The following is a 24,677-nucleotide window of genomic DNA, read 5'->3' as shown; positions in this document are numbered from 1 at the left end:
CACGGTCGGTCCTATCATCCCGCCGTCGCTGCCGATGGTGATGTACGCCATCGTCTCGGACGCCTCTGTCGGGTACCTCTTCGCTGCGGGTATCCTGCCGGGGTTGCTGATGGGGCTTAGCATGGCAGGCACCAACGCCTATATCGCGCGAAAACGTAACTTTCCGGTGGAAGACCCGACGCCCTTGCGGGAACTGCCGCGCCTGACGTGGCAGGCCTTCCCGGCGCTTATGCTGCCGGTGATCCTGCTGGGCGGCATCTATGGCGGCGTGATGACCCCGACTGAGGCCGCCGCCGTCGCCGCGTTTTATGCCTTGCTGATCTCGGTGCTATTCTATCGCTCGGTCAGCTTTGCGGATTTCTTCGGCGGCTGTGGGTGTGCTGATCATGGGCGCCATCGCTTTCAACTATGTCATCACCCGCGAAAACATACCCGACAGCCTTGCAATGTTCATGGCGCAATTCGATCTGTCCCCGCTGGAATTCCTTATTGCGATCAACATCCTGTTCCTGTTGCTGGGCTGCGTGCTGGAACCCGGACCGATCCTGCTGATCATCGTGCCGATCTTCATTCCGACCGTCATCGGCCTTGGTATCGACCTGGTGCATTTCGGCGTCATCGTCGTTGTCAACGCGATGATCGGGCTGGTCACGCCCCCGGTCGGCATGCTGCTGTTCATCGTGGCCAATATAACCAAAGCCAAGACACAGGACATCATCAGGGATGTCTGGCCCTTCCCCTTCATCCTTATCTGTGCACTGTTGGTGATCACGATCTGGGAGGATTTCGTGCTCTTCGTGCCTCGAATGCTCGGCTATACAGGATGACGGCGACGGACCGTCCGAACGTTCTGCTGGTCTGCACCGACCATTGGCCGGCGGAACTGTTGGGGGTGGCTGGTCATCCGGTGATCAGGACGCCGGGGCTGGATCAGATTGCCCTGGCGGGCACGCGCTTCACGAACTGCTATTCCGAATGCCCCGTCTGCATCCCGGCCCGGCGCAGCCTGATGACCGGGCTAAGCCCGCGCAGCCACGGCGACCGCAGCTTTACCGAGAACCTGGCGATGCCGGACGCCACAACCCTTCCTCAGGCCTTCCGCGACGCCGGTTACCAGGCTGACGCCGTGGGCAAGCTGCATGTCCATCCGCAGCGCGATCGGATCGGGTTCGACAGCGTGCTGCTGGACGAGGAAGGCCGCACGCAATTCGGCATGGTCGATGACTACGACACCTATCTTGGTGATCGCGGTTTCGCCGGGCGCCAATACGACCACGGCATGTCGACCAACCAATACGATTGGCGGCCATGGCATCTGGATGATGACCTGCATGTGACCAACTGGGCGACCCGGGCCATGGCGCGCACAATCAAGCGGCGCGACCCGACGAGGCCGGCATTCTGGTACCTCGGCTACCGGCACCCGCATCCGCCGCTGGTACCGCTGCAAACCTATGTCGACCTTTACCGCGATATCGAGATGGACGCGCCATACGTGGCCGATTGGGCGCAAGGCGGCAACTTGCCTTACCCGATTGCCGCAATGCAGGGCAGGGCCCGGCTGCATTCAGACAGTGCGATTCTTGAGGCACGCCGCGCCTTCTATGCGCTCTGCACCCATATCGACCACCAGATCCGCTGGCTGATCGGAACGCTTCGGCAGGAAAAGATCCTCGACAACACGATTGTGGTGTTCATGTCAGATCACGGCGACATGCTGGGCAATCATGGCACGGTCGCGAAACGACTGTTCTATGAATGCTCGGCCAATGTGCCGATGATCGTCATGGGTACGAAGGACAATCCGCGCCTTCAGAACCGCGACACCGACGACCGACTGATGGGTCTTCGGGACGTCATGCCGACGCTTCTGGATATGTGTGGCATCGACGCGCCGGGCAGCATCGACGGCATGTCGATGGCGGACTCCCAACAGCGGGAATACATATACGGCGAATGGGGCGAAGACGACAGCGCCTGCCGCATGATCCGCGACCAACGCTATAAGCTGATCTATTATCCGGTCGGCAATCTCTTCCAACTCTTCGACCTCAACGACGATCCGCGAGAGATGACAAACCTGTCAGCCGATACCGCCCATGCGGATGTTCTGACGCGGATGCAAGAAGCTCTGAGACGCGAGTTGTACGGAGCCGATCTGAATTGGCTGGATGGCGATACATTCGTGGGTCTGCCGGACAAGACCTATTCCTGGCGAGCGGACCGGGGTCTCCATTTCCAGCGCGGCGAAGGTTGGCCACGCTGACGAGCCCGCCAAGGCAATATACCCATTGCCAATGATTTCAGGCCGTTCCGCAAGGCGCCGTGTTGATGTTTCCTTCATCGTGGAATTCGGTCATTTTTTCTTAAATGCACGTTGCACCGGAAATTGCGCGATTCAACATGAGTTTGCGCAATGGAAACGCGAACTAGCGTTGCAAGCCGCACCACGCAAACCCCTGAAACATAGATGTAATCGCCACCACCCATCAACTCGACAGTCTCGGTAGCCGGTTCAAACGGCGGCTTAAGCCTGTATCGCGAACACCGGAGCGGACCGAAGCATCGGATAACTTTGGGCGCACAGCGGTCACGCGGTAGCGCAGAGAGAAACCCGGTTCCAAACCTGTATGTATGTCGGCTTCCGACCTCTTGGCGTTGTTGGCTCGCACTTGCGGCGTTTAACTGAAATCAGCTGCCTGGCACCACGGCGGACAAGGCAAAACGTCGAGTCTTCGCAACGCCATTCCGGTCAATTGTGAAATGGGCATTTTCCGACCAGCTCGCCAGGATTGTTGCCGTAGATATGTGCCACCCGCGTATTGCTGTGCGCGGCATGCGCGTGTTCTCTTAGGCGGAACAATTGCCCGAGCGGTCGCATTGATTGCAACGTATTCCACGCGTTGAACTGCAGTTTCCCCCACATTTCAGCAGTGTTCATTGACGCATCCGCCTTCAAGGTCAGCGTGCCCACATCGATATAGGGCGATACCGTCTCGTCCCATTGAATGTCGCAGTATTCTGCCGCCATGACGGCTTTCGGTGGGTCATCGGCGGTCGGATCTGGAATGCAGTCGGGTGTGGCAGGTTGAATTCCCAACCGGAACTTCGCGTCCTCTCCGGCCTCGATCCAGGCATCCATATTGTCTTTGTAGACAGCGGTAACATCCCGCCTCAGCGGATCATTTTCGGCCACATCGTGCCGGGTTTCGGGGACGAGGCGAAACTTCATGGCGCCGTCACCCAATGCGAACGGTCCAAGCGAGTAATAGGGTTTGCCGGCCCACCCCTTCGTGCTTTCTGGCGGACGCCGATAAGTTGCCATTATTTTTTTCACCCGGCCGCGGACGCCCAGCAAAAGCGCGACATTGCGCCAGTTGGCCAACGTTCTGAGTGTTTCCAGAGACGGTGGCTTGAGGCCCGCTGCAACATTCATCTGACGTGCATCACGCACGAAGAACGTGTGGTCTGGCGCATTCGTTTCGGACGTGCCGGCGACAAGCAGCAAATCGAGCTCGTTCGATTTTCCATCCGATGCGTACACATTAGGAACTGCTTCCGGGTATTTCAGCTTCACCGCTAGCCGGTTGATCGCAAATCCAATATCGCGGTCCACGGCCATTCCGCTGCGCGCAACCACCGCGTAGTCGCGATCCGCCGCGAAGAGCCCGACGCGGAACGCATTGGGCAGGTTTTCGGTTCGGTCAATACATAGCGTTCCGTGCAAGATGCCGTTGGTATGCCCCCAATGAGGCTCATGAAACGCCGGATCGTCCTTGCCGATGTTCTTTTGGTGCTTCAGGGTTTGGGCAGTGAAAGCATCGCTTACCCGTTTCGCGATGGCATCTTCGTCCGGATCAACGATTTCGCGCGGTGAAAGGTAGCCGTCACTGATCGCATCTTCGGGCAAGCCTTTAGAAAACTTGCGCCGATGTGGGTGTGGAACCACGAGGCCATAAGTCACGTATGCAGCAGCCAAAAAGAGAATAATCCAAACGAACGTCATCGGTTCCCCCTTATCTGCGGGGCAGTCTGCATTAGCGGTGGTACCAACGCAACAATTCAGAGCCGCTGCCGCTGCGCAGCCGGCATTCTGATGAGCTGCAATATCGGTCATTGAAGGCTCTGTGCTGACGTCGTATGCGGTGCAGCATCCGCAGGGTCTGGGATCGCATGGTCGGCTCTCGGCCCCCAACCGTCATTTTTCAATCGATGCCTTGTCGCGCTTGTCTGACGTTGCTGCCACAATCGGGCTGATCACGCCGCGCGCTTTGACGTTGATGCAGGCCATCCTGCCCGAGGCGATGGCGCTTTCCAGGGCGCCCGGCAGAACGGCGCGTTTGGTGACCAATTCGCCATAACCGCCCAGACCTTCGAACATTGCGTGGAACGGGATGTCGCGGAAGCATAGTGCTGGCCGCTGGCGAACATTGCCTGACGTCAGCACCTGTGGGTCCAAATGGCGCCACAATGAACGACCCCAGACCTGATCGCGCTGAGAGGCATGGAACTTCTGGTTTAGCTTGTTCTCGGACCCGACAGCAGGCTGGCCGCCATAGCGCCCCGGACGGCGACTGTAGCCGATCTGTGCGGCGATCCCGGCCAATGACGACAGCCGCGCAACCCGGTTCTCGGAAACCCGTTCTCCTTGATCGCGCAAATCTTCTGTTAACTTTCGGTAGCTATAAACCTTGCCACTGTCGGCCCAAGCCCGGCGGATCAGTTCGGTTTGCCGCACAACTTCCTGCGCTCGGTGGCTTAACGGTTCCGTAAGACATGCGTAGAAGCCCGAGAAATGAACCCGCAGCACCCGGCACATGGCCCGGACACCGAACTCGCCACGATGCCCCGCCTTCTCGTCGATTGCTGCGCAATCAACTGCCAGGCAGTGGATGAAGGCGTACTTCATTGGGACTCGCGCGCGAAGTACGCGCTCGACCATTGCCCTCGGACCAATGGCGGAAATTGGCCTGACCCATTTTTAGGATGTCACGCTCCTCGGTAACCCGTGTCAGCTCTCGCTTCAGACGCCGGTTCTCGGCTTCGTGGTCCACGCCTGGCTTCGGCGATGGTTCCCCGAATAGCTTCATCCACTTGTACAAAGAGTGCGTGCTGACGCCCAACCGTCGGGACACCTCTCGTACAGGATAGCCCCGCACCGTGATCTGGTGCACAGCATCCCGCTTAAAATCATCGCTGTAATTGCTTGTCCCCATGTCGACCTACTGACCGCAAAACTAGGGGGCAATGCGTCTACAAATCTAGGGGCACCTCAGAGCATCTAAGTGATCTTTTGGCTTCAGAACGGCTCAATCTTCTCTGCCGAAAGTGCATAACCAATCTGCGCCAGATGAGTGGTCATTGAGGATACTCCGAACATACCCGTCACATTAACTGGGGCGTAGAGGCCCTCGGTCTCGTAAGGCTTAGGGGTCGTTACGAAGACCAACTGGTTTGCCGGGGGTGGCGGAACATGGACGCAGGCGCCGACAAAGGGCACCAGGATGAACGCTGTGACGGCGGCACCCAATGTGTCGATCGGGACGATGAAACCCGGCAGCCGCACGATCATTCCATTCCAGTCAGACCGAACCCCGGTCGAGGCGGGCTGCTGGCTGGACAGGCTGTGTGCATCATGCTCGATGAGGCTGTTCAGGACGGGTGGAATTGCTGACTGATTTTTGGGCAGCAGGTCTTCCCAATCCAGATCAACGACCGCATCCGCAAGCACGGCACGTGGAAGAATGGTTGCGCCGGCCAGCAGTGCGATGGCATTGCGCCGAGACAGAGACGTTACCATTCGTAGGTTTCCATCGTATCGACCGATAGCGCATAACCGGTTTGCGCAATCGCAGTGGATTGCAGCCGCGTACGCAAAGTACCGCTAACCCAGACAGCATCCCAAAGTTGATCTCCCGGCCAGGGCTTCGTTGCCTTTGCGAACACCAGCTGGTTGGGTGGTGGTGGCGGCGTATGGATGCAAGCGCCGATATAGGGTACAAGGATAAATTCGGTGATGCCTTCCGAACCAATCTCTAGCGGAAGAATGTAGCCCGGCATCCGGATGTAGGCCCCATCCAGGCCCTCATTCAACTTGGTTGCATTGGCATCGAAGATGGGACTCCAAGTGTCGTTGGCTTCGTCCAGGTCGCCTTCGCCAATGATCTCGGAATAGGGCACGCCCGGTGGGATCAAGTCTTCCCAGCCAATTTCAAGCGGCGACAGTGCCAGCGATGGTCGTGCGGATGCCGTAGCGGCAAATCCACTTGCAATGATATGTCTGCGCGAAAACTTCATGTGCGCACCGTCATACCATCGGCCAGCGAAAGACGATAGGCTCTGAAAGCTGGAACCATGCTCACAATTGCGCCAGCAGGGGTATCAAGCGGAAGACCCGCAAACACTATTCAGCAGAAGAGAAGATCAGGGTCGTGCTGGCCGGCCTGCGCGGCGAGGAGAGCATTGCCGCATTGTGCCGCCGCGAGGGCATCGCTGAGAGCCTATGTTTCCAGCCAGCGCCATGAGGGCTGGGTGCTGCTGAAGGATCGCTATGACGATGGCGGCATATCGGGCGGGCATCTGGATCGGCCCGGATTGCAACAGCTGATGCAAGACATCGACGACGGCCGGGTCGATCAGATCGTTGTCTACAAGATCGACCGGTTGACCCGGTCCCTGCCGGACTTTGCCAAGCTGGTGGAACGGCTGGATGCAGTCAATGCGAACACGTCAACGTCCATGCAGGCGGCCAGGCCGTCGTTGGCAATGTCGAGCGACCGGGGGAGGGGATCAATGCAAAATGGAGCAACAACCCCATGCAAAGCAAATTACCCATGCACCTGAGCCTGCGATGCGGCGCGAAGGCGAGGTCCGGAAACCCTTACCAATCTCCGGCAATGGCTAACGGTCGCTGCCGGATGCATGGCGGCGAGTCACCCGGAGCGCCAACCGGCAACGCCAATGCCCTGAAGTATGGCCTTTATTCTGCTGATGTCGTGGTCCGGCGGCGTGAGTTGGCCGCACTGATCCGATCAATGCGGGGGCTTGTTGAGGAGGTCTGAAAGTCGAGCGTCCGACGAACCCCGCCTAATGGCATAATGCGTGCAAACATTCTAAGTGGATGCGTTGGTTTAGTATCCTTTATTCAATCTCTACCGGTCCGCATCGCCTTCCGAGCAGACAAGAGACTTAAAGCATCGAGACATTGCGGCGATCCAGATCATCAAGCATGACCCACACACCGCTAGGCCACAAAATGCCTTGGTCAGCGGAATTGGAAACAATGTCCCTCAAACGCGCGGTGCTTATTGGGCCTTCACCATTCAGTTCCGTAAAAATCGACGCGGCAAAAGCGGGTTTTTGCACGAATGCATTGGTAAGTTCGACGCCATTCCTCAATAGTATTGATCGAGATTTCAACATCGCAATGAAGCTAACCAACGTGGATATACAGTAGAGAGCGACCACGCTGCCCAGCAGCGAGATTGTGACCCAATCGGCGACCCGGTTGTCAACGATGAGCGCGATTGCCAGAACGAACGCCAATGAAAGCGCCCCACCAACTAACCGTCCTTTGAACCAAGAAGACAAGAGTGACGACATAGCAATGTAATCGTCAATTTGAGACCGTCGGGTTATCGGGTCTCTCCAGTGCACTTCCTTGAGAAAAGCTGTCACCTCCATATCGATCAGTGTTTTCAAAAGAATTCGGTCGACCCACACGTCTCGGAAGGGGCTAACAAGATAGTCACCGATAGCAGACTCGAAGCTCTGGCGGTCAATATCTAAGCGGTACCCGTGCTCTGCTTCTCGGATGAGGTCGCGGGGATCAACAGTGGACGTAAGCCTGCAAGAGGTCTGAACGTCATCAATGCCCCCTGAAAATGCCTTAGAGTTGAACGACGGATAGACTAGCGGATTGTGTTGAAAAACTCCGAAATCAGAGCGTCGCGGATTTCTTGCGAAAACCTATGAAGCGAAATAGTCGGAAAGCTTTGACCACGAGACAGCGCATGGCTGCGCGTGAGCGCATGTAGGCGATTTGGGCCGACCCCCGCGCCAAAAATTTAGGATCGGGCTGCATGGAAAGAAAAATCATCGTTCAGGCCCTAAAACGGAGTTTTTCAACACAATCAGCGATTTGCCGACATCTGCAGCGTGCTCAATTTGTTCAACCTTTGCGTCAAAAACATTCTTATTGTCGGTTGCACTAACTTTCTGAACTGCGCTGTCTATAAGGCGTCTCCGCAGTTCCCAAGATTGGGACCTGCTCTCCGCCCTGAATTTTTCGGGTTCTTCGTCTTTGCCAAAGAACGCCGAATTTTGCAGGCAATCGATTGCCACCTCTCGGAGCGCACGTATCTCGTCGTTCAGCATCGGAAAAATTTCCATTGGGTGCAGCCGAGATATTAGCCATTTGAATGCTGGCATGTCCATTGGGTGCCAGCACCCAATAGAAACTACCACGACACAAAGAACTCGCCCGGTGCTATTCAGTCCGGGTTTTAAATGTCATCGCGACTAGGGTGAGAGTGTTGTTTGGGGGCTGGAATGGGGGGGTGGATTTGCATGAGCATCGATTTTGCTCTTCAAAATCAATGTTTTAGTTACGCAAAATGGCGGAGAGACAGGGATTCGAACCCTGGGAAGGCTTGCACCCTCAACGGTTTTCGAGACCGCCCCGTTCGACCACTCCGGCACCTCTCCGCGGGGGTCAGCGGGGGTCGTTTAATCTGCCCTTTGGGGTGGTGCAAGGGAATTGTCCGACCAGGCTGATCTGTTAAACTGGCACAACCCCTGGCGGTCTGCCCCTTTCAAATCGGCCGCGCAGGGGGTACGCCGGGGCGGACTGTTGTAGGAGTGTATTAATGATCATGGGCATGCGTCGCACGTTTCGTTTCATCCGCTACACGCTGATACTCAGCCTCGCATGGGTCGCATCCTTTGCCCATGCAGAACCGCGCGCCGATGTCCGGGCCCTTTTTGACGCGCTGGATCTGTCCGGGATCGTCGAGATCATGCAGACCGAGGGGCGCGCCTATGGCGACTCCCTCGAACAGGAAATGTTCGTCGGTCGTGGCGGGGCTGCCTGGCGGGCAGTCGTGGCCGATATTTATCAGGCGGATGCCATGGAGTCCGTCGTGCTCGAGGCATTGGACCGCGAATTGGATGACCGCGACCTGTCCGGGATGCTTGCCTTCTTCACGTCCGAACGCGGCCAGAAAATCGTCAGCCTGGAACTCAGCGCGCGCGAAGCGCTGCTGGATGACGAGGTTGAGGCGCTATCTGAGCAGCAATATCACGACATGCTGGAAGCCAAGGATCCCCGGCTTGACCTGCTGTCAATGTTCATCGGCGCCAATGACCTGATCGAAGGCAACGTTGTGGGCGGGCTCAATTCCAGCTATGCGTTCTATCAGGGTCTGCTGGATGGCGGCGCGTTCGAGGACACTTTGACCGAAGACCAGATCCTGACCACTGTCTGGAGTCAGGAGGCGGATATCCGCGCCGACACGACCGAGTGGATCTATTCCTATCTGGCATTGGCCTATCAGCCGCTCGAAGACGCCGATATCGAGGCTTATACAGAATTCTCGCTGACGTCGGATGGCCAGGTTCTGAACCGGGCGCTGTTCGATGCCTTCGATGATATGTACACCGGGATCAGCCGGGCGCTGGGGCGTACCGCGGCCCAATATATGACGGGTGAGGATATCTGAGGCATGGCGCGCGCGCAGATGAAGGCCTCTCCGCAGGCGATTGCGGCATTGAAGGCCCAACTTGCTGCGGCCAATCAGGCGAATGAAGCGAAACGCCCGGACATCGCTCTGGAAAAAGCGGATAGGTTGTTGGCAACGCACCCGCGTTTGGCCCAGGCACATCTGGTTCGTGCCACCGCGTTGATGAGTTTTCGCAAGGTTGACCTTGCCCTGGCAGCCCTGAGCGAAGCGGCGAAATGCGCGCCGCAGGATGAAGCGATCTGGACACGCTATGTGACCGATCTGCATCGCGCAGGCCAAAAAGGCCGCGCTCGCCGGGTGGCAGAAAAGGCGCCGCTGAAGGGCTTGGCCAAGAAACGGCTGAAGGCCCTGGCCAAGGGCGGCCCCAACCTGGCGACAACCTCGCTTGGCGATGTTCCGCCGGAACGGGTGCACGAAGTTCGACGCGCAATCGAGGCGGGGCGTCTGGACGACGCGCGTGACCTGCTGGACCCCCTGATCGCTGACTGGCCCGAGGTTGCTTTTCTGCACAACATGCGCGGCATCATTCATATGGAATCCGGGTCCAATGGCGCGGCGGAACAGGCCCTTCGCCGCGCGCTGACTCTGTCGCCGGGCTTTGCCGAAGCACAAGCCAATCTGGGGGCCGCGCTTAGCCGCACCGGACAAATTCGCGAAGCTGTCGAGGTGTTGTCGGCGGCATTTTCTGCCAACCCCCTGGATTATGCCGCCAAATACAATCTGGCCGACGCGCTTTATCAGGCGGGGCGATTGAACGAGGCGCGCATTCTGGGCGAAGAAATGCGCGACCAGTCGCCCGACAACAATGATGTATTGACCCATCTGGCGCGGGTTTATGGCGGCATGGGTGAACACCAAAGGGTTGTCGAAACGATCCAAAAGGTCTGGGCATCGCGGCCTGTCGATATGGGCTGATTGTGTTGAAAAACTCCGAAATCAGAGCGTCGCGGATTTCTTGCGAAAACCTATGAAGCGAAATAGTCGGAAAGCTTTGACCACGAGACAGCGCATGGCTGCGCGTGAGCGCATGTAGGCGATTTGGGCCGACCCCCGCGCCAAAAATTTAGGATCGGGCTGCATGGAAAGAAAAATCATCGTTCAGGCCCTAAAACGGAGTTTTTCAACACAATCGGCGAAGTTCAGAACTATGTGACCAGCGTTGATGCGCTGGAAGGCATTGACGCGGCGCTGAAGGTCCTGGACGAGATTGACGAATGCGACGATCAACAGCGTATCAAGGCGTTGTTTCTGGGTCGGGCCGGGCGATTGGATGAGGCGGTTGAAATCTCTCGGCGTTTGATTGAGCGCAATCCGAACGATGGGGCGCGATATCGTCGCTATGGATCGTTCAGACCCTGGCTGCCTGACAATCCGCTTATTGACGATATGCGTGCGCTGTGGGCCAAACGCCAAAGCAGCCGACAGGATCGTGTCGAACTGGGGTTCGCATTGTCCAAGGCGCTTGATGATATTGGCGACTATACCGAAGGCTTTGAGGTCATCAGCGAAACAAACCGGCTGCAAAAGCAAGAAGTCGCGATCCCTCCGTCCGACCCAGGCGCACGGGTGGACCGGATCGCGAAACATTGGGACCGTGCGGCGGTCAGTTCGCTAAGGCGGGAAAGCTCGCCCGATGTCGCCTGCATTTACATCGTCGGGATGCCAAGGACCGGCTCTACCCTGATCGAGACAATGATTGGGCAACACCCAAAGGTCTATGAACTTGGCGAAGATGAATTTGCTGTCACCTCTGTGCGAAGGCTTTTTCAGCCCAATGCCGAGAATGTCAGCGAACTTTCCCGCGTGCTTCGCGAAAACCTTCGGGCACGTTCAAATGGTAATTCGGTGGTGACAGACAAACACCTGGGCAACGCCTATTATCTGGGTCCGTTATCTGCCGCCTTGCCAAATGCGAAATTCGTACTGGTTCGGCGCAATCCACGCGCCATTTGTCTTTCGATTTTCCAGAACAGGATGCGGCCAAACGGTCATTCCTATTCCATGGACCTCGAAGACCTCGGCCACCACTACGTTGCCTTCGACCGCCTGATGACCCACTGGAAATCCGTCATGGGCCCGGAGTTGATCGAGGTGCACTACGAAGACCTCGTCACCGACCCGGAAACCCAGACCCGCAAACTGATCGCTGATTTGGATCTGGCGTGGGACGATGCCTGCCTTAGCCCGGAAAAATCGACCAGCGCGGTCAGAACGCTTAGCATTGGACAAGTGCGGCAGGGATTTTACGACAGTTCGCGTGACCGTTGGCGCAATTACGAAGAAGAATTGCAGCCGCTGATCAGGATTCTGGAAGACCATGGGCTGTAACACCGCCGATCCGGGTTGACTTGGCCCCCGACGACGCTCATAAGCCCGGCTTCTGGCGGGCGTGAGTCTGGCCAGCTATTCGAAATTCGCCCCCAACGGGGCGCGCTGTTCGCAGGCGGCCCTTGGGTCACAAACGCCGGGCAACCGGGGCCACAGAACGCGGGATACAAAGGAACGACCCATGTTCGCGGTTATGAAAACCGGCGGCAAGCAATACCGGGTTCAGAGCGGAGATATCCTCCGTGTCGAGAAACTCGCAGCAAATGCCGGCGACACCATTCAATTCAACGACGTCCTGATGATCGGTTCGACCATCGGCACGCCCCTTGTGGCAGGTGCCGGGGTGCAGGCCGAGGTTGTGGATCAGATCAAGGGCGAAAAGCTGATCCATTTCGTCAAGCGCCGCCGTAAGCACGGCTCCAAGCGCACCAAGGGCCATCGCCAGCAGCTGACGCTGATCAAGGTCACCGATCTGCTGGAAAAGGGCGCTGACAAATCCGGCGTCATGGCCGCCCTCGGGGCCGGATCGGCCACTGCGCCAGCGCCTGCACCGAAGAAGGCTGCCAAGAAAGCCGCGCCCAAGAAGGCCGAGGCGAAGGCCGAAGCCAAGCCCGCAAAAGCCGCACCCAAGTCTGACGCCGCTGACGACCTGACGCAGATTTCCGGCGTCGGTCCGGTGATCGTCAAGAAACTTAACGCGCTGGGCATCACCAGCTTTGCGCAAATCGCTGCCTGGACCGCGGACGAGGTTGCCGACTTTGACGAAAAGCTTTCGTTCAAAGGCCGGATCGACCGGGACGACTGGATCACGCAAGCCAAGAAACTGGCGAAGTAAGGAGACGAACCCATGGCACATAAAAAAGCAGGCGGTTCATCCCGTAACGGACGCGACAGCGCCGGACGCCGTCTTGGCGTCAAGAAATTTGGTGGCGAAGCCGTCATTCCGGGCAACATCATCGTGCGTCAGCGCGGCACCAAGTGGTGGCCGGGCGAAGGCGTCGGACTGGGCCGTGACCACACGATCTTCGCGGTCGCGGAAGGTCACGTGACGTTCCACAAAGGCCTCAAAGGCCGCACCTTTATTTCGGTCCTCCCGGCAGCCAAGGCCGCTGAATAAGCCGACACTCCGCACATACAACCCTAGGGGGAACGGCGGAAACGCCGGTCCCCTTTTTCGTTCCGAAAGTCAGCCGTGTCACGCCACCAGATCACAACCGACCGCCTGATCCTGCGCCCGTTTAAGGCGGCAGACGCGGATGTCGTGGTCGCCTGTCTGAACGACTTTCAGGTGTCGCGCTGGCTGTCCCGGATTGCGCATCCGTTTACCCATGCTGACCTCGTGCTGTTCAATCCCGATGGCTCGACCATGTGGCCCGCGCGCGTTGCGATCACACTGGATGGCTCTGTTGTTGGTGGCATGGGCGCGTTGGATGAACTGGGCTATTGGCTTGCGCCCGAATTCTGGGGGCAGGGCATCGCGACCGAGGCCGCGCGCGCTGGTCGAATACCGGTTCGAAACCAGCGACATTGCCGCGCTGACCTCGGGCTATTTCGCCGCCAACGCAGCCTCAGCCCGGGTCCTGGAAAAAATCGGCTTCAGCGAAACTGGCCGAAGCCGCCGTTTCTCGCAAAGCAACGGCGCCGAGATACCGCACGTCGACATGCTGCTGACCCGCGCGCAGTGGGAGGCGTCCTGATGCCCGTTGCAACCGCCAGTTTCCTGGTCTTCGCGGCCAGCCAGGTCGGAACCCCCGGTCCGGCCAATATGGCGCTGCTGGCCAGTGGCGCAAAATTCGGGTTGCGTCGGTCATTGCCGTTTATCGCCGGGGTGATCCTGGGCAAACAGCTGATCATCTGGCCGCTTGGATTTGGGCTGATGTCCCTGGCCGCAACCGCGCCGCTGGTCCTGACGGTGATCAAGTGGATCTCGATCGCCGTGGTCCTGTGGGTCGCCTGGCGCATCGCCAACACCCGGCTAAGCCCCGGATCCGAAACCGGAAAACCCTTCAACTTCTGGCTGGGCCTGTTGATCCATCCGTTCAACCCCAAGGCCTGGGCGATGATCACGGCGGGCTTCACATCTTTTGTCGATCCCGGCACCCCAACCTTGCAGGCCACCGCGACCGTGGCCATCTGCCTGTTCATCACGCAGGCGGTCCTGCACCCGATCTGGACCTTGGGAGGGGACCGGATCGCGCGCCTCGTCGCCGGAACCGCGGCCGAGCGTACTCTTATGTGGACACTGGCGGGCCTGACGGTCCTCAGCGTCCTTGTCGTGCTGTTTCAGGGAGGGAACACATGATCCTCGAACCGATCACCAATCAGCCAACCATCACCGCCGACCGCTTCGTGCTGCGCCCGGTTCGCAAATCCGACAGTGGCTTGCTGCAGATGTATTCGGCGGATGAACGTATTGCGCGCGGCACCCGCTCGATCCCGCATCCGTTGCCGCCGGGGGCGATTGATGCCTTCGTAGCCCGTGCTCAGACCCAAAGTGCCGAGGATATCTGGGTTCTGGACGGCAATGCCATCGGCCTTGACGAAGTTCTGGGCGTGATCGCGCTGGAACGGATGGATCGCAATCAATCCGAAGTCTCGTTCTGGATCGCACCGGCCTGCTGGAATTCGGGCCTTGCGTCCGAAGCGGTTGAGGCCATCGTCCGCGCCAATCCGCAAAACAGTGAGACGCTGTTCGCCTCGGTGTTTCAGGACAACCCGGTTTCGGCGCGTGTACTGACCAATGCGGGGTTTGAGTATCTGGGCGATGCCGAGGCATTCTCGGTCGCGCGTGGTGCGACGGTCGCAACCTGGACCTACCTGAAGGCGATACGGTGAACCGGCCCGGCCACCTTGTGCTGATGCGGCAAACCTGCGCCGTCAATGGCTTGAGGGTCCGGGCGTTTTTCTCTATCGCTGAAACCTCAGCTGAGTTACGTGCGGTCCCATGAAATTCCTCGATCTCGCCAAGGTCTATATCCGTTCCGGCGCGGGCGGCGGCGGAGCGATGTCGTTCCGGCGTGAGAAGTATATCGAACACGGCGGCCCCGATGGCGGCGACGGCGGCGATGGCGGCGATGTCTGGGCCGAGGCTGTCGATGGCCTCAACACGCTGATCGACTTTCGTTATCAACAGCATTTCTTTGCCAAGACCGGGCAGGGGGGCATGGGCAAACAGCGCACCGGCAAAGACGGTGACGATATCGTGCTGCGGGTGCCGGTCGGCACCGAAGTGCTTGATGAGGATCAGGAAACCATCATCGCCGACATGACCGAAGTTGGGCAGCGCGCCTTGCTGGCCAAGGGCGGCAATGGTGGATTTGGCAACCTGCATTTCAAATCCTCGACCAACCGCGCCCCGCGCCGCGCCAATCCGGGCCAGCCGGGCGTGGAACGCACACTCTGGCTGCGCCTGAAGCTGATCGCCGATGCGGGGCTGCTGGGCCTGCCGAATGCGGGAAAATCCACGTTTCTGGCCGCAACCTCGAACGCGCGCCCCAAGATCGCCGATTATCCGTTCACCACGCTGCATCCGAATTTGGGCGTCGTCGGCGTGGACGAGGTTGAATTCGTGATCGCCGACATCCCTGGCCTGATCGCGGGTGCGTCCGATGGCAAAGGCATTGGCGACCGCTTTCTGGGCCACGTCGAACGTTGCGCCGTGCTGTTGCATCTGGTTGACGGAACCGCCGAAGATGTCGTCGCCGACTGGCAGACCATCATCACCGAACTCGAAGCCTATGGCGGCGCATTGGCCGACAAGCCGCGTGTGACCGCGCTGAACAAGGTGGACGCCCTGGACGACGCAGCCGTGGCTGCGGCTGTTGCCGCGCTTGAAACCGCCACCGGCGGCCCGGTGTTGCCGATGTCCGGTGTGTCCCGCGAAGGCGTCACAGACGTTCTGCGGGCCCTGCGCGCCGAGATTGACGACAACCGGCTTCGCACGCGCATCGCTGAATCTGAACCGGAAGAAACAGAAGAGGCCGCATCATGGCGTCCCTGAAAACTGCCCGCCGCGTGGTCATCAAGATCGGCTCGGCCTTGCTGGTCGAAGCTGGCAACCTGCGCACCAAATGGCTGGACGGGCTGGCGCGGGATGTGGCGGCCCTGTCAGAAGGCGGGGCCGATGTTCTGCTGGTCAGCTCAGGCTCTATCGCGCTGGGGCGCGGCGTGCTGGCCATGGGCGGCGGGGAACTGTCGCTAGAACAATCCCAGGCCGCCGCAGCCGTTGGCCAGATCCGCCTTGCGCGCGCCTATGAACAGGCGCTGGCCCCGGATACTGTTGAAGAAGTCGATGTTTTGGTCGGCGCGTTGTTGAGCGAGAGGCGGCCGCGCGCCGTTTTCTTTCACGTTGGCACTGTTGCTGGCACCAACTTCGCCAGTTTCCGGAGGTTTTGAGCTGTTGCTGCGAGTTGGAACTGTTCGGTTGCGCCTTTGGGTCCTCGAAGCCGCATCATCTGCACGCCGATGTATCGTTTCAGGTGGGCAAAGAGCATTTCAACCTTCCGCCTTTGGATGAACGACGTCATGTAGGCATCTGTTTTTCGGATATCGCGAGCGACGTCTCGGGCGGCTTCGTGAACGGACCGCATAAGGCGTCTGCCGTCGTCCTTCGGACAGCATTGCGACTTCAGAGGGCATGCGTCGCAATCGTGCTTTGAGGCTCGGTATCTGATGAACCCGTCTTTGCTGCCATTGGGCTTTCGCGGTTTTGAGAAGTTCCGCCGATATGTTTGCAAGGCTTTGCCGGTCGGGCAAGTATAGCTGTCGGTCGCCGGGTCGTAGACAAAGTCTTCGCGTGAGAATGTGCCGTCAGTTCGTTTTGACTTATCCCAGACCGGAATGTGGGGTTCGATTTGACGTTCGTCCACAAGCCAGCCCAACATCTCGGCTGATCCGTAACCCGTATCACCCACAAGCTTGTCAGGTTTGATGCCAAACCGCTCATGTACACGATCGATCATCTCCCTTGCTGCCCGCGCCTCTGCAGGCCGGATCGGAGCCGTCGGCTCGACGTCCACGATGACTGCATTATCCAAATCGACCATATAGTTAGTGGAATAGGCAAAGTAGGCGGCTCCCCCGTCAGCCCCAGTCCAACGCGCTGCTGGATCAGCCGGTGAGATGTATTTGGGGACGACCTTGGTCGCAGCACCGAAGGCCACATCATCCAGCGTCTCGAGATATTCGTCGACGGCACGGGACGTCAGATCTGCTGGCAGTCCGTCTTTGCTTTCAACGCCGCGCGTCTGGTTTGCATTCGCGGGGATCAGACTGGCATCAACACCAAAGCTGTGGCCGCCAACCAGCCCCTCATCCATGCAGCGCTGCAAAACGACCTCGAACAAATGTCGGAACAAACCGCTCTCGCGGAAACGGCCATGCCGGTTCTTAGAGAATGTCGAATGGTCGGGCACTGGATCAGCCAAATCAAGCTTACAAAACCAACGATACGCCAGATTGACATGAACCTCTTCGCAAAGCCGTCGCTCGGAACGGATGCCCTGACAATAGCCCAACAACAGCATGCGGATCATCAGTTCAGGATCAATCGAAGGGCGGCCATTGGCACTGTAGTATGAAGCGAGCAAGGGGCGCACACCTGTCAGATCAAGGAAGCGATCAATTCCCCGGACGGGATGATCCTTCGGCACAAAACTCTCGATCGAGAACTCATAGAACAGCGCGCCTTGCGCAACTTGCCTTGGACCCATCATCGCCGAACCCTCCACCCTCAAAACAAGTGAATCAGAGCGTGCGCGGCCAATCAACGGACTTTTTCAACAGTATCCCCGCATGGCATCACCTCGGCGCAGGTTCTGACGACACTGGAAGACAGCACTGATCGGCGCCGATACCTCAACACGCGCGCGACGCTGGAAACGCTTCTGGGCCTTGGCGTGGTGCCGATCATCAACGAAAACGACACCGTCGCAACGGACGAGATCCGATTTGGCGACAACGACCGCCTTGCCGCCCAGATCGCCGCGACGATCGGGGCCGATTGCCTTGTGCTGCTGTCGGATGTCGATGGCCTTTATACGGCTGACCCGCGCACCGACAAACGGGCCGAGCATCTGACCGTGATTGACCGCATCACTCCCCAGATTGAGGAATACGCCGGCGACGCAGGCAGCGGCCTTAGCCGTGGTGGCATGAAGACCAAGCTGATCGCGGCCCGCACGGCCACGGGTGCGGGCTGTGCCATGGCGATCACCGCCGGTGCGCCGATACAGCCGTTGAAAGCGCTGGACAATGGTGCAAAGGCCACCTGGTTTCTGCCCGAAAGTGATCCCCGGACAGCGCGCAAACGCTGGATCGCGGCGATGAAACCGCGTGGCACCGTGGCGATTGACCCCGGCGCGATGGCCGCGCTCGACAGTGGCAAATCGCTGCTGCCTGCCGGTGTCCTGTCGATCATCGGCGAATTCGGGCGCGGCGACCCGGTCGCGATCAAAGGCCCGGCGGGCGAGGTTCTGGGCACCGGCCTCAGCCGTTATACCGCGGTCGAGGCGGGCGCGATCCGGGGGCAGAAAACCTCGCAGATCGAGGCGACGCTGGGCTATCCCGGCCGCGCCGCCCTGATCCACCGCGATGACATGGCGCTGGACCCGCGCACCTCAGAGGACGCCGCCGCATTGCCCATGCTGCGCGCCGAACGGAGTTAACAATGAAGGACACGCAGGATATCCTGGCAATCATGGCTGACATCGGTGCGCGTGCAAAAGCCGCCGCCGCCGAACTGGCCTTTGCCACCGCCGAGCGTAAGCACGTCGCCCTGATCGGTGTGGCCGAAGCTGTTTGGACCCGCCGCGCCGAAATAATCGAGGCCAATGCCAGGGACCTCGACTTCGGGCGCGACAAGGGGCTGAGCGATGCCATGATGGACCGCCTGATGTTGGATGAAACCCGCATCCGCAGCATCGTCGACGGGCTGCGCACGGTGGCTGAACAGGCCGATCCTGTCGGGCAGATCATCAGCGAATGGGATATGGCCAGCGGGCTGCATATTCAGCGGGTGCGCACGCCGCTGGGTGTGATCGGCGTGATCTATGAAAGCCGCCCGAACGTCACGGCGGATGCGGGTGCGCTGTGCCTGAAGGCCGGAAATGCGGTGATTCTGCGCGGCGGCTCTGAAAGCTTCCATTCCTCGGGCGTGATCCACGCCTGCCTCGTCGATGGCCTGACATCGGCCAACCTGCCTGCCGATGCGATCCAGCGCGTCCCGACCCGTGATCGCGCGGCAGTCAGCGAGATGTTGACCATGACCGACACAATCGACGTGATCGTGCCGCGCGGCGGCAAGGGTCTGGTCGGCCTGGTGCAGCGCGAAGCCCGTGTGCCGGTGTTCGCGCATTTGGAAGGGATTGTTCACATCTATGTCGACAAATCCGCCGACCCCGAAAAAGTGCTGCCTATTGTCCTGAACGCCAAGACCCGGCGCACCGGCATTTGTGGTGCCGCCGAATGCCTGCTGATCCACCGCGACGTTGCCGGGACCATCGGTCAGGACGTCATTCGCGCATTGCTGGGCGCGGGGGTAGAGGTGCGCGCAGACCAGGAACTCGCAACCATTTCCGGGACGACACCGGCGTCAGAAGATGACTGGGGGCGCGAGTTTCTTGACATGAAGATCGCGGCGAAAACCGTTGATACCATTGATGAAGCCATCGCCCATATCCGCCAGTATGGCTCTGATCACACCGACTGTATCCTGGCCGAGGATGCCACCGTGGTTGCCCGCTTCTTCCAGCGCCTCGACAGTGCGATCCTGATGCACAACGCCTCGACCCAGTTCGCCGACGGCGGAGAATTCGGGATGGGCGCCGAGATTGGCATCGCCACCGGAAAAATGCACGCCCGCGGTCCCGTCGGGGCCGAACAATTGACCAGCTTCAAATACCTCGTCACCGGCGACGGGGCGGTGCGCGCCTGACGACCCGTTGCGTTTGACAGCCGTCGTTTTCGGTGCCGGTACGTCGAAACGACACCGGCGCCGCGACTCGCTGCTGCCGGGGGTTGGTGAATTCGAACAATTGGCCACTTGCCCCGCGTCGCGGGCTTGAGTTTGGGTGGCAGAGAAAACTCAGCGGGCTGTCGGTATCAAACCCGAAACACCGGCAGAACCGAATCCTCGCCCGAACACTCCAGAGCGTTTAGAAATCGACCTGAATCAGCTCCTCTGTCAGCTCTACAGTCACTTTGCGTGCCAACCGCAACGCAGCATCGAATGCCAGCGGGAACTGAACCTGTGCCGGTTCAATCGGGGTCGTGGCGACGGCGTTGCTGACAACCTCCCACAGGTCCGCTTCCAGCTTCAGCCGATCCGCCCGCGCCAGCAGCTTCCATGCCGTCCCTATGCGCGATATGCGGACCGTCCCGCCCCAGGGCATCGCCGTTTCGACGCACATCAGCAGCAGCAGCGCCAGTTTCGCCTCTGCACGGCTCGGATCGCCCTCGGCAGCCCAGGTGACGTCCAGTTTGCCGGTGCCGAATGTCTCGGCCAGGATCGCCTCAACCTCCAGCCGGGATAATAATTGACCGTCAACTGCTGCGCCAAAAGCAATGCGAAACAGACGGATACGCGCATTTGCTGATGTGATGCTGTCGCCGATCAACGACAACTCCTCACTATCGCTGGTGGTCAGCGACATCAGCTCAACCCCATTGCTGACAGCGCCCAAAGGGCTGATAAGATCGTGGCAGATACGCGATCCGATCAGGGATGGAATGTCGCGGACAATTCTGGTCATGGGCAAGCTCCGAAATAGGATGGGCAGAAATGGATGCGTTGAATGCGGCACTTGTTCCCGGAACAATCGTGCGCCACCCGGATCAACCCGACTGGGGGCCGGGACAGGTGCAATCGAACATTGGCGCACGGATCACGGTGAATTTTCGGCATCAAGGCAAGGTCGTGATTGATAGTCGTCAAGTCCTGCTGATCCCCGATTTCGACGCTTAAGGCGCGCATGCTGTGCGTTCTTCTAAGCATTGTTAACAGTATGTTGGTTAACGCAATGGAAACGGCCGTGTGAAACCCCGGTTGCGTGCCCCTTCTTCGGCCCATAGATAACGCCCGCAATGACCCCACGCGCCCCAGATTTTTCGCTCCGCCTGGCCCGGACAGCGGATGACCGCCGCGCCGCTGCGCGCCTGCGGTATCAGGTTTTTGTCGAGGAGTTGGGCGGCGACGGCCCGCTGGTGGATCATGCGCAGCGGCTGGAACAGGACGCCTTCGATCCGCTTTATGACCACATGATCCTGCTGGATCGCGCGCGGGCCGACGATGTCGCGGGGCAGATCGTCGGAGTCTATCGCCTGATGCTGGGCGCAAACCTGCCTGTGGGTCAGCGGTTCTATTCAGACGACGAATATGACTTGTCGGTCCTGCGCACCTCGGGGCGGCGCTTGTTGGAGCTTGGACGCTCCTGCGTCCATGCCGACTACCGGGGCGGAACCGCGATGCACGAACTGTGGCAGGGGCTGGCCGCATATGTGGTTCATCACAAGGTCGAGGTCATGTTCGGCGTCGCAAGCTTTCACGGAACCGATGTCAGCACGCTGGCCGCGCCGCTGTCGCTGCTGCATCACCGGCACCTTGCGCCACCGGACTTGCGGGTTCGCGCCGTCGACGGGGCTTTTCAGCGGATGGATCTGCTGCCCGAAGCGCACCTCGACCGGCGCGCCGCGATGGTGCAGGTGCCGGCGCTGATCAAGGCCTATCTGCGGCTGGGCGGATTCGTGGGCGAGGGGGCGTTCATTGACCACGCTTTCAACACCACCGATGTGTGCCTGGTGATGGACACGCGCCGCCTTGGCGCGGCTGCACTACGCTATACCAATGGCCGCACATGAACACCTGGTACGCTGAGCGCCCCGAACCGCCCCCGCCGCGCCCGGATGCGGTGGGTTGGCTGCGCGTTGCGCTGCGTGCGCCATTGCTGGCGGGGCTGGTGTTTGGTGGTCTGGTGGTGTTGCTGCTGGTCCGGGTGGTCGAAGGGCCGCTGTTCGGACCGCGCCGTCCCTGGACCCCGTTCATCACGCAAGCCGTTTGTCGCGGCGCGCTGCGCATTCTGGGGTTGGCTTGCTGCGTCACGGGCGGTCCGGTCAATGCCGGGGCGATGGTGGCGAACCATTCCAGCTGGCTCGACATATTCGTGTTGAATGCGGTGGCGCGGGTGACCTTCGTGTCGAAATCCGAAGTCGCAGGCTGGCCCGGCATCGGCTGGCTGGCCCGCGCCACCGGAACGCTGTTCATCCGCCGCGCACGGTCCGAGGCTGCCGGGCAGGCCAATGCGATCCAAGAACGCCTGCAGGCGGGGCAATTGCTGCTGTTGTTTCCAGAAGGCACGTCCAGCGATGGGCGGCAGGTTTTGCCATTTAAAACAATGCTCTTTCAACCGTTCCTGAGAAATAACATGAAGAATGGATCACAGGTTCAGCCGGTTTCGGTGGTCTATCACGCGCCGCCGGACCGTCCGGCGGACTTCTATGGCTGGTGGGGCGATATGGAACTGGCGCCGCATTTGCTGGCCCTGCTGGCGCAGCGGCGCGGCGGGTCAGTCTCGGTCATTCTGCATACTGCCTTGCAGCCGTTCGAGGCGACGGATCGCAAGGCGCTGGCAGCAGCAGCCGAGGCTGCGGTTCGGGGCGGGTTTGAGGCGCATCATCTGGCGGAATAAACCGCAACGTGTGACCGTTTCATTGCCGATAGAGTTGATGTGCCGCGTGTGATTTTGCACATAAGAATTTGATATTTAAGATATTAACCCAGAAATTGCTTTCAACGCCTGCGCCGGATCATCGGCCCCCCAGATCTCATCGCCAATGGCGAAGAAATCGGTCACACCGGCCAGCCGCTCATACTGTTCCGGGCCAAGACCGCCTTCGGCCACGACCGGAACCTCAATCATCTCGGACCACCAGGCAAACAGGTCCGGGTCCGCGACCGAGCCGTCGCCAAGCCCTGACGCGCCGACCGGGCCGAAGGCGACGTAATCCGCGCCAATCTCACCCGCTGTCATGCCATCGTGCTTCGAGGTGCCACAGAAGGCTCCGACAATGGCATCGCCCCCCAACGCCTTCCTGGCCGCGCGGACCGACCGTGCCCCATCGCCCAGGTGGACGCCGTCCAGACCCAGCCGTTCGACCATGCCTTGATGTTCGGCAATGACCAGCGCGATGTCGCGGGCATGCGTGATCTCGCGCAAGGTATCGGCGGCGCGGGCGATCCGGTCTTCATCACGGCTGGCCATGGACAGGCGCAGGCAAGCCACATCTGTTGCATCAAGAATGCCCTGCAACAGATTGGGAAAGGTTGATAATTCAAATTCTGGTGGTGTGATCAGATAGATCTGCGGCGCTGTCTCGTCGGCCATGGTTCGACCCTCTGCCAGAAATGCTTTGGCCGCTATAGCCGGGTTGGCCCGGAATTGCCAAGGCAGAGCTATTTCGGCGGCAGGCTTCGCGCGTTTTCAAGTGCCATGTCGATCAGCGGGCCGCGCACGGCGTCATCGGCCATCACTGCGTCGCTGACCTCGACCATGCCGCCCATGGGTCGGCCGGTGAAGCTGAGCTTTTCGACGCCTTTGATGGCCAGCGCGGCCTCGTACCGGGATTTGCCGACGCGAAACATGCCGCCACCCTTGTGGACGCCGCAGACCATGTTGCCGTTCAGTTGAAAGCATAAACCGCCGAACATCTTGCGCTGGGTCAGTCCTTCCAACGGCCCGAGGTCTTCGCGCATCTGTTCTGCCAGTCCTTCGTCGTATGCCATGTCAGCCCCTACTTGCATGGGCGTGTCGCGAACCCTATCACGCCGCCAAGGGAATGCGACAACGGGCGGACGGACAGCTGACACCTGCGATCATCCTTGTGCGGCCCCAGATGGGCGAAAACATCGGCGCTGCGGCGCGTGGCATGCGCAATTTCGGCTTGTCCGAGATGCGCCTGGTCGCTCCGCGCGATGGCTGGCCGAACCCGGCCGCCGTTGCCACCGCCAGCGGTGCGGGCCGGGTGCTGGACAGCGCACGGCTGCATGCCACAACGGCCGAGGCGATTGCCGATTGCCATGTGGTTTATGCAACGACGGCCCGCCCGCGCGATCTGATCAAACCGGTGCTGACACCCGAGGCCGCCATGGCCGAGGCGCGCGCCCGGATCGCGAAAGGCCAGAAAATCGGCTTCCTGTTCGGGCCGGAACGCGCCGGGTTGGAAAATGACGATCTTGCCGGGGCGCAGGCCATCGTCTCGGTTCCCGTCGATCCTGCATTCGCGTCGCTGAACCTGGCCCAATGCGTTTTGCTGCTGGCCTATGAATGGGCGCGCGGGGAAAGTACGCAGTCAGCGCGTGAAGACCCGGATCTGGCCACCCGCATCGAGGTCGAGAAGCTGGGCGACCGGTGGGAGGATGCGCTGAATGACGCCGGGTTCTTCTTTCCGCCCGAAAAAGCGCCCAGCATGAAGCTGCGTCTGCGGAACCTGTGGTCACGGATGCCGCTGGCAAGCGGCGAGGTTCAGATCCTGCATGGAATCCTGCGGCAGTTGGCGCGGCGCAGGTCCTAGGCCGGAATGGTTATCGTTCGGTTCGATTTGGGCGCAGATACGACC

Annotated in this window: 28 protein-coding genes, 1 tRNA gene and 3 pseudogenes; 19 read left to right on the top strand and 13 right to left on the bottom strand. The window is 59.8% G+C overall.

The genetic code is table 11. The features are described from left to right. Positions 1-34 precede the first annotated feature (34 nt). Positions 35-827: pseudogene (locus GKR99_20120) on the top strand (TRAP transporter large permease subunit). Continuing rightward, on the top strand, positions 824-2,266 hold the full coding sequence (locus GKR99_20115; GenBank protein NKB29728.1) for a sulfatase-like hydrolase/transferase: 1,443 nt from the start codon (positions 824-826) through the stop codon (positions 2,264-2,266). The pseudogene GKR99_20120 and the gene GKR99_20115 overlap by 4 nt, the downstream one beginning before the upstream one ends. A 486-nt stretch (positions 2,267-2,752) precedes the next feature. On the opposite strand, the gene GKR99_20110 is transcribed toward GKR99_20115, so the two are convergent. The 6 genes and pseudogenes from GKR99_20110 to GKR99_20085 form a co-directional block, all read right to left on the bottom strand. Then, positions 2,753-4,117 (bottom strand): hypothetical protein, encoded by a 1,365-nt coding sequence (locus GKR99_20110; protein NKB29727.1) that lies wholly within the window; start codon positions 4,115-4,117, stop codon positions 2,753-2,755. 81 nt (positions 4,118-4,198) lie between these two features. Then, positions 4,199-4,431 (bottom strand): annotated as a pseudogene (locus GKR99_20105) (thiamine pyrophosphate-binding protein). A gap of 154 nt (positions 4,432-4,585) precedes the next feature. Continuing rightward, positions 4,586-4,942, bottom strand: a pseudogene (locus tag GKR99_20100) (IS3 family transposase). After that, positions 4,875-5,216 (bottom strand): transposase, encoded by a 342-nt coding sequence (locus GKR99_20095; protein ID NKB29726.1) that lies wholly within the window; start codon positions 5,214-5,216, stop codon positions 4,875-4,877. The pseudogene GKR99_20100 and the gene GKR99_20095 overlap by 68 nt, the downstream one beginning before the upstream one ends. 83 nt (positions 5,217-5,299) lie before the next feature. Then, positions 5,300-5,800 carry a DUF3299 domain-containing protein gene (locus GKR99_20090; protein NKB29725.1) on the bottom strand — a complete coding sequence of 167 codons (501 nt, stop codon included), beginning with the start codon at positions 5,798-5,800 and terminating at the stop codon, positions 5,300-5,302. Further along, positions 5,794-6,297, bottom strand: coding sequence for a DUF3299 domain-containing protein (locus GKR99_20085; protein NKB29724.1), 504 nt, complete (start codon positions 6,295-6,297; stop codon positions 5,794-5,796). Before GKR99_20085 ends, GKR99_20090 begins: the two co-directional genes overlap by 7 nt. Before the next feature lie 57 nt (positions 6,298-6,354). Between GKR99_20085 and GKR99_20080 the strand changes: the two genes are divergently transcribed. Continuing rightward, positions 6,355-6,843 carry a hypothetical protein gene (locus GKR99_20080; protein ID NKB29723.1) on the top strand — a complete coding sequence of 163 codons (489 nt, stop codon included), beginning with the start codon at positions 6,355-6,357 and terminating at the stop codon, positions 6,841-6,843. A 345-nt stretch (positions 6,844-7,188) separates the two neighbouring features. On the opposite strand, the gene GKR99_20075 is transcribed toward GKR99_20080, so the two are convergent. The 3 genes from GKR99_20075 to GKR99_20065 form a co-directional block, all read right to left on the bottom strand. Further along, complete coding sequence (locus GKR99_20075; protein NKB29722.1) at positions 7,189-7,701, bottom strand: hypothetical protein; 513 nt, start codon at positions 7,699-7,701, stop codon at positions 7,189-7,191. Between the two features lie 393 nt (positions 7,702-8,094). Next, complete coding sequence (locus GKR99_20070) at positions 8,095-8,391, bottom strand: hypothetical protein (protein ID NKB29721.1); 297 nt, start codon at positions 8,389-8,391, stop codon at positions 8,095-8,097. A 225-nt stretch (positions 8,392-8,616) separates the two neighbouring features. Next, positions 8,617-8,706, bottom strand: a tRNA-Ser gene (locus GKR99_20065). A 161-nt stretch (positions 8,707-8,867) separates the two neighbouring features. Between GKR99_20065 and GKR99_20060 the strand changes: the two genes are divergently transcribed. From GKR99_20060 to GKR99_20015, 10 genes are all read left to right on the top strand, one after another. Beyond that, positions 8,868-9,719 carry a DUF2059 domain-containing protein gene (locus tag GKR99_20060; protein NKB29720.1) on the top strand — a complete coding sequence of 284 codons (852 nt, stop codon included), beginning with the start codon at positions 8,868-8,870 and terminating at the stop codon, positions 9,717-9,719. A 3-nt stretch (positions 9,720-9,722) separates the two neighbouring features. Further along, complete coding sequence (locus GKR99_20055) at positions 9,723-10,655, top strand: tetratricopeptide repeat protein (GenBank protein ID NKB29719.1); 933 nt, start codon at positions 9,723-9,725, stop codon at positions 10,653-10,655. Further along, positions 10,603-10,773 carry a hypothetical protein gene (locus tag GKR99_20050; GenBank protein NKB29718.1) on the top strand — a complete coding sequence of 57 codons (171 nt, stop codon included), beginning with the start codon at positions 10,603-10,605 and terminating at the stop codon, positions 10,771-10,773. Before GKR99_20055 ends, GKR99_20050 begins: the two co-directional genes overlap by 53 nt. A 116-nt stretch (positions 10,774-10,889) precedes the next feature. Further along, a complete protein-coding gene (locus GKR99_20045; protein ID NKB29717.1) occupies positions 10,890-12,068 on the top strand; it encodes a hypothetical protein in 1,179 nt (392 codons plus the stop codon). 181 nt (positions 12,069-12,249) lie between these two features. After that, positions 12,250-12,903, top strand: coding sequence for a 50S ribosomal protein L21 (locus GKR99_20040; GenBank protein NKB29716.1), 654 nt, complete (start codon positions 12,250-12,252; stop codon positions 12,901-12,903). A 12-nt stretch (positions 12,904-12,915) separates the two neighbouring features. Continuing rightward, on the top strand, positions 12,916-13,185 hold the full coding sequence (gene rpmA, locus GKR99_20035) for a 50S ribosomal protein L27 (GenBank protein NKB29715.1): 270 nt from the start codon (positions 12,916-12,918) through the stop codon (positions 13,183-13,185). 75 nt (positions 13,186-13,260) lie between these two features. Further along, positions 13,261-14,370, top strand: coding sequence for a GNAT family N-acetyltransferase (locus GKR99_20030; protein NKB29714.1), 1,110 nt, complete (start codon positions 13,261-13,263; stop codon positions 14,368-14,370). Next, complete coding sequence (locus GKR99_20025) at positions 14,367-14,903, top strand: GNAT family N-acetyltransferase (GenBank protein ID NKB29713.1); 537 nt, start codon at positions 14,367-14,369, stop codon at positions 14,901-14,903. The genes GKR99_20030 and GKR99_20025 overlap by 4 nt, the downstream gene beginning before the upstream one ends. Before the next feature lie 109 nt (positions 14,904-15,012). Beyond that, positions 15,013-16,068 carry a GTPase ObgE gene (obgE, locus tag GKR99_20020; GenBank protein ID NKB29712.1) on the top strand — a complete coding sequence of 352 codons (1,056 nt, stop codon included), beginning with the start codon at positions 15,013-15,015 and terminating at the stop codon, positions 16,066-16,068. After that, positions 16,056-16,463 carry a hypothetical protein gene (locus tag GKR99_20015; protein ID NKB29711.1) on the top strand — a complete coding sequence of 136 codons (408 nt, stop codon included), beginning with the start codon at positions 16,056-16,058 and terminating at the stop codon, positions 16,461-16,463. Before obgE ends, GKR99_20015 begins: the two co-directional genes overlap by 13 nt. Here GKR99_20015 and GKR99_20010 read toward each other — a convergent pair. Continuing rightward, positions 16,412-17,782, bottom strand: coding sequence for a transposase (locus tag GKR99_20010; protein NKB29710.1), 1,371 nt, complete (start codon positions 17,780-17,782; stop codon positions 16,412-16,414). The two genes, GKR99_20015 and GKR99_20010, sit on opposite strands and share 52 nt — an antisense overlap. A 30-nt stretch (positions 17,783-17,812) precedes the next feature. On the opposite strand from GKR99_20010, the gene GKR99_20005 reads away from it, so the two are divergent. Further along, the gene (locus tag GKR99_20005) at positions 17,813-18,733 is read left to right on the top strand and encodes a glutamate 5-kinase (protein ID NKB29709.1); all 921 of its coding nucleotides are present in this window, start codon (positions 17,813-17,815) and stop codon (positions 18,731-18,733) included. 2 nt (positions 18,734-18,735) lie between these two features. Beyond that, on the top strand, positions 18,736-20,001 hold the full coding sequence (locus tag GKR99_20000) for a glutamate-5-semialdehyde dehydrogenase (GenBank protein ID NKB29708.1): 1,266 nt from the start codon (positions 18,736-18,738) through the stop codon (positions 19,999-20,001). A gap of 220 nt (positions 20,002-20,221) precedes the next feature. Here the strand turns inward: GKR99_20000 and GKR99_19995 are convergent, their stop codons facing one another. Further along, positions 20,222-20,818 (bottom strand): histidine phosphotransferase, encoded by a 597-nt coding sequence (locus tag GKR99_19995; GenBank protein ID NKB29707.1) that lies wholly within the window; start codon positions 20,816-20,818, stop codon positions 20,222-20,224. 29 nt (positions 20,819-20,847) lie between these two features. Here GKR99_19995 and GKR99_19990 point away from each other — a divergent pair, with 29 nt between their 5' ends. The 3 genes from GKR99_19990 (at position 20,848) to GKR99_19980 (ending at position 22,750) form a co-directional block, all read left to right on the top strand. Further along, a complete protein-coding gene (locus tag GKR99_19990) occupies positions 20,848-21,030 on the top strand; it encodes a DUF3553 domain-containing protein (GenBank protein ID NKB29706.1) in 183 nt (60 codons plus the stop codon). 119 nt (positions 21,031-21,149) lie between these two features. Further along, positions 21,150-21,923, top strand: coding sequence for a GNAT family N-acetyltransferase (locus GKR99_19985; protein NKB29705.1), 774 nt, complete (start codon positions 21,150-21,152; stop codon positions 21,921-21,923). Further along, the gene (locus GKR99_19980; GenBank protein NKB29704.1) at positions 21,920-22,750 is read left to right on the top strand and encodes a 1-acyl-sn-glycerol-3-phosphate acyltransferase; all 831 of its coding nucleotides are present in this window, start codon (positions 21,920-21,922) and stop codon (positions 22,748-22,750) included. The genes GKR99_19985 and GKR99_19980 overlap by 4 nt, the downstream gene beginning before the upstream one ends. Before the next feature lie 75 nt (positions 22,751-22,825). On the opposite strand, the gene GKR99_19975 is transcribed toward GKR99_19980, so the two are convergent. Both GKR99_19975 and GKR99_19970 read right to left on the bottom strand, forming a co-directional pair. Continuing rightward, complete coding sequence (locus tag GKR99_19975) at positions 22,826-23,446, bottom strand: thiamine phosphate synthase (protein ID NKB29703.1); 621 nt, start codon at positions 23,444-23,446, stop codon at positions 22,826-22,828. A 68-nt stretch (positions 23,447-23,514) separates the two neighbouring features. Next, positions 23,515-23,844 (bottom strand): hypothetical protein, encoded by a 330-nt coding sequence (locus GKR99_19970; protein NKB29702.1) that lies wholly within the window; start codon positions 23,842-23,844, stop codon positions 23,515-23,517. A gap of 53 nt (positions 23,845-23,897) precedes the next feature. On the opposite strand from GKR99_19970, the gene GKR99_19965 reads away from it, so the two are divergent. Continuing rightward, a complete protein-coding gene (locus GKR99_19965; GenBank protein ID NKB29701.1) occupies positions 23,898-24,632 on the top strand; it encodes an RNA methyltransferase in 735 nt (244 codons plus the stop codon). Positions 24,633-24,677 lie beyond the last annotated feature (45 nt).

The organism is Paracoccaceae bacterium (genome assembly GCA_012103375.1).
Classification (GTDB): Bacteria; Pseudomonadota; Alphaproteobacteria; order Rhodobacterales; family Rhodobacteraceae; genus WLWX01.
The sequence above is the reverse complement of the archived record's forward strand: the minus strand, read 5'-3'. Positions and strand labels throughout refer to the sequence as shown.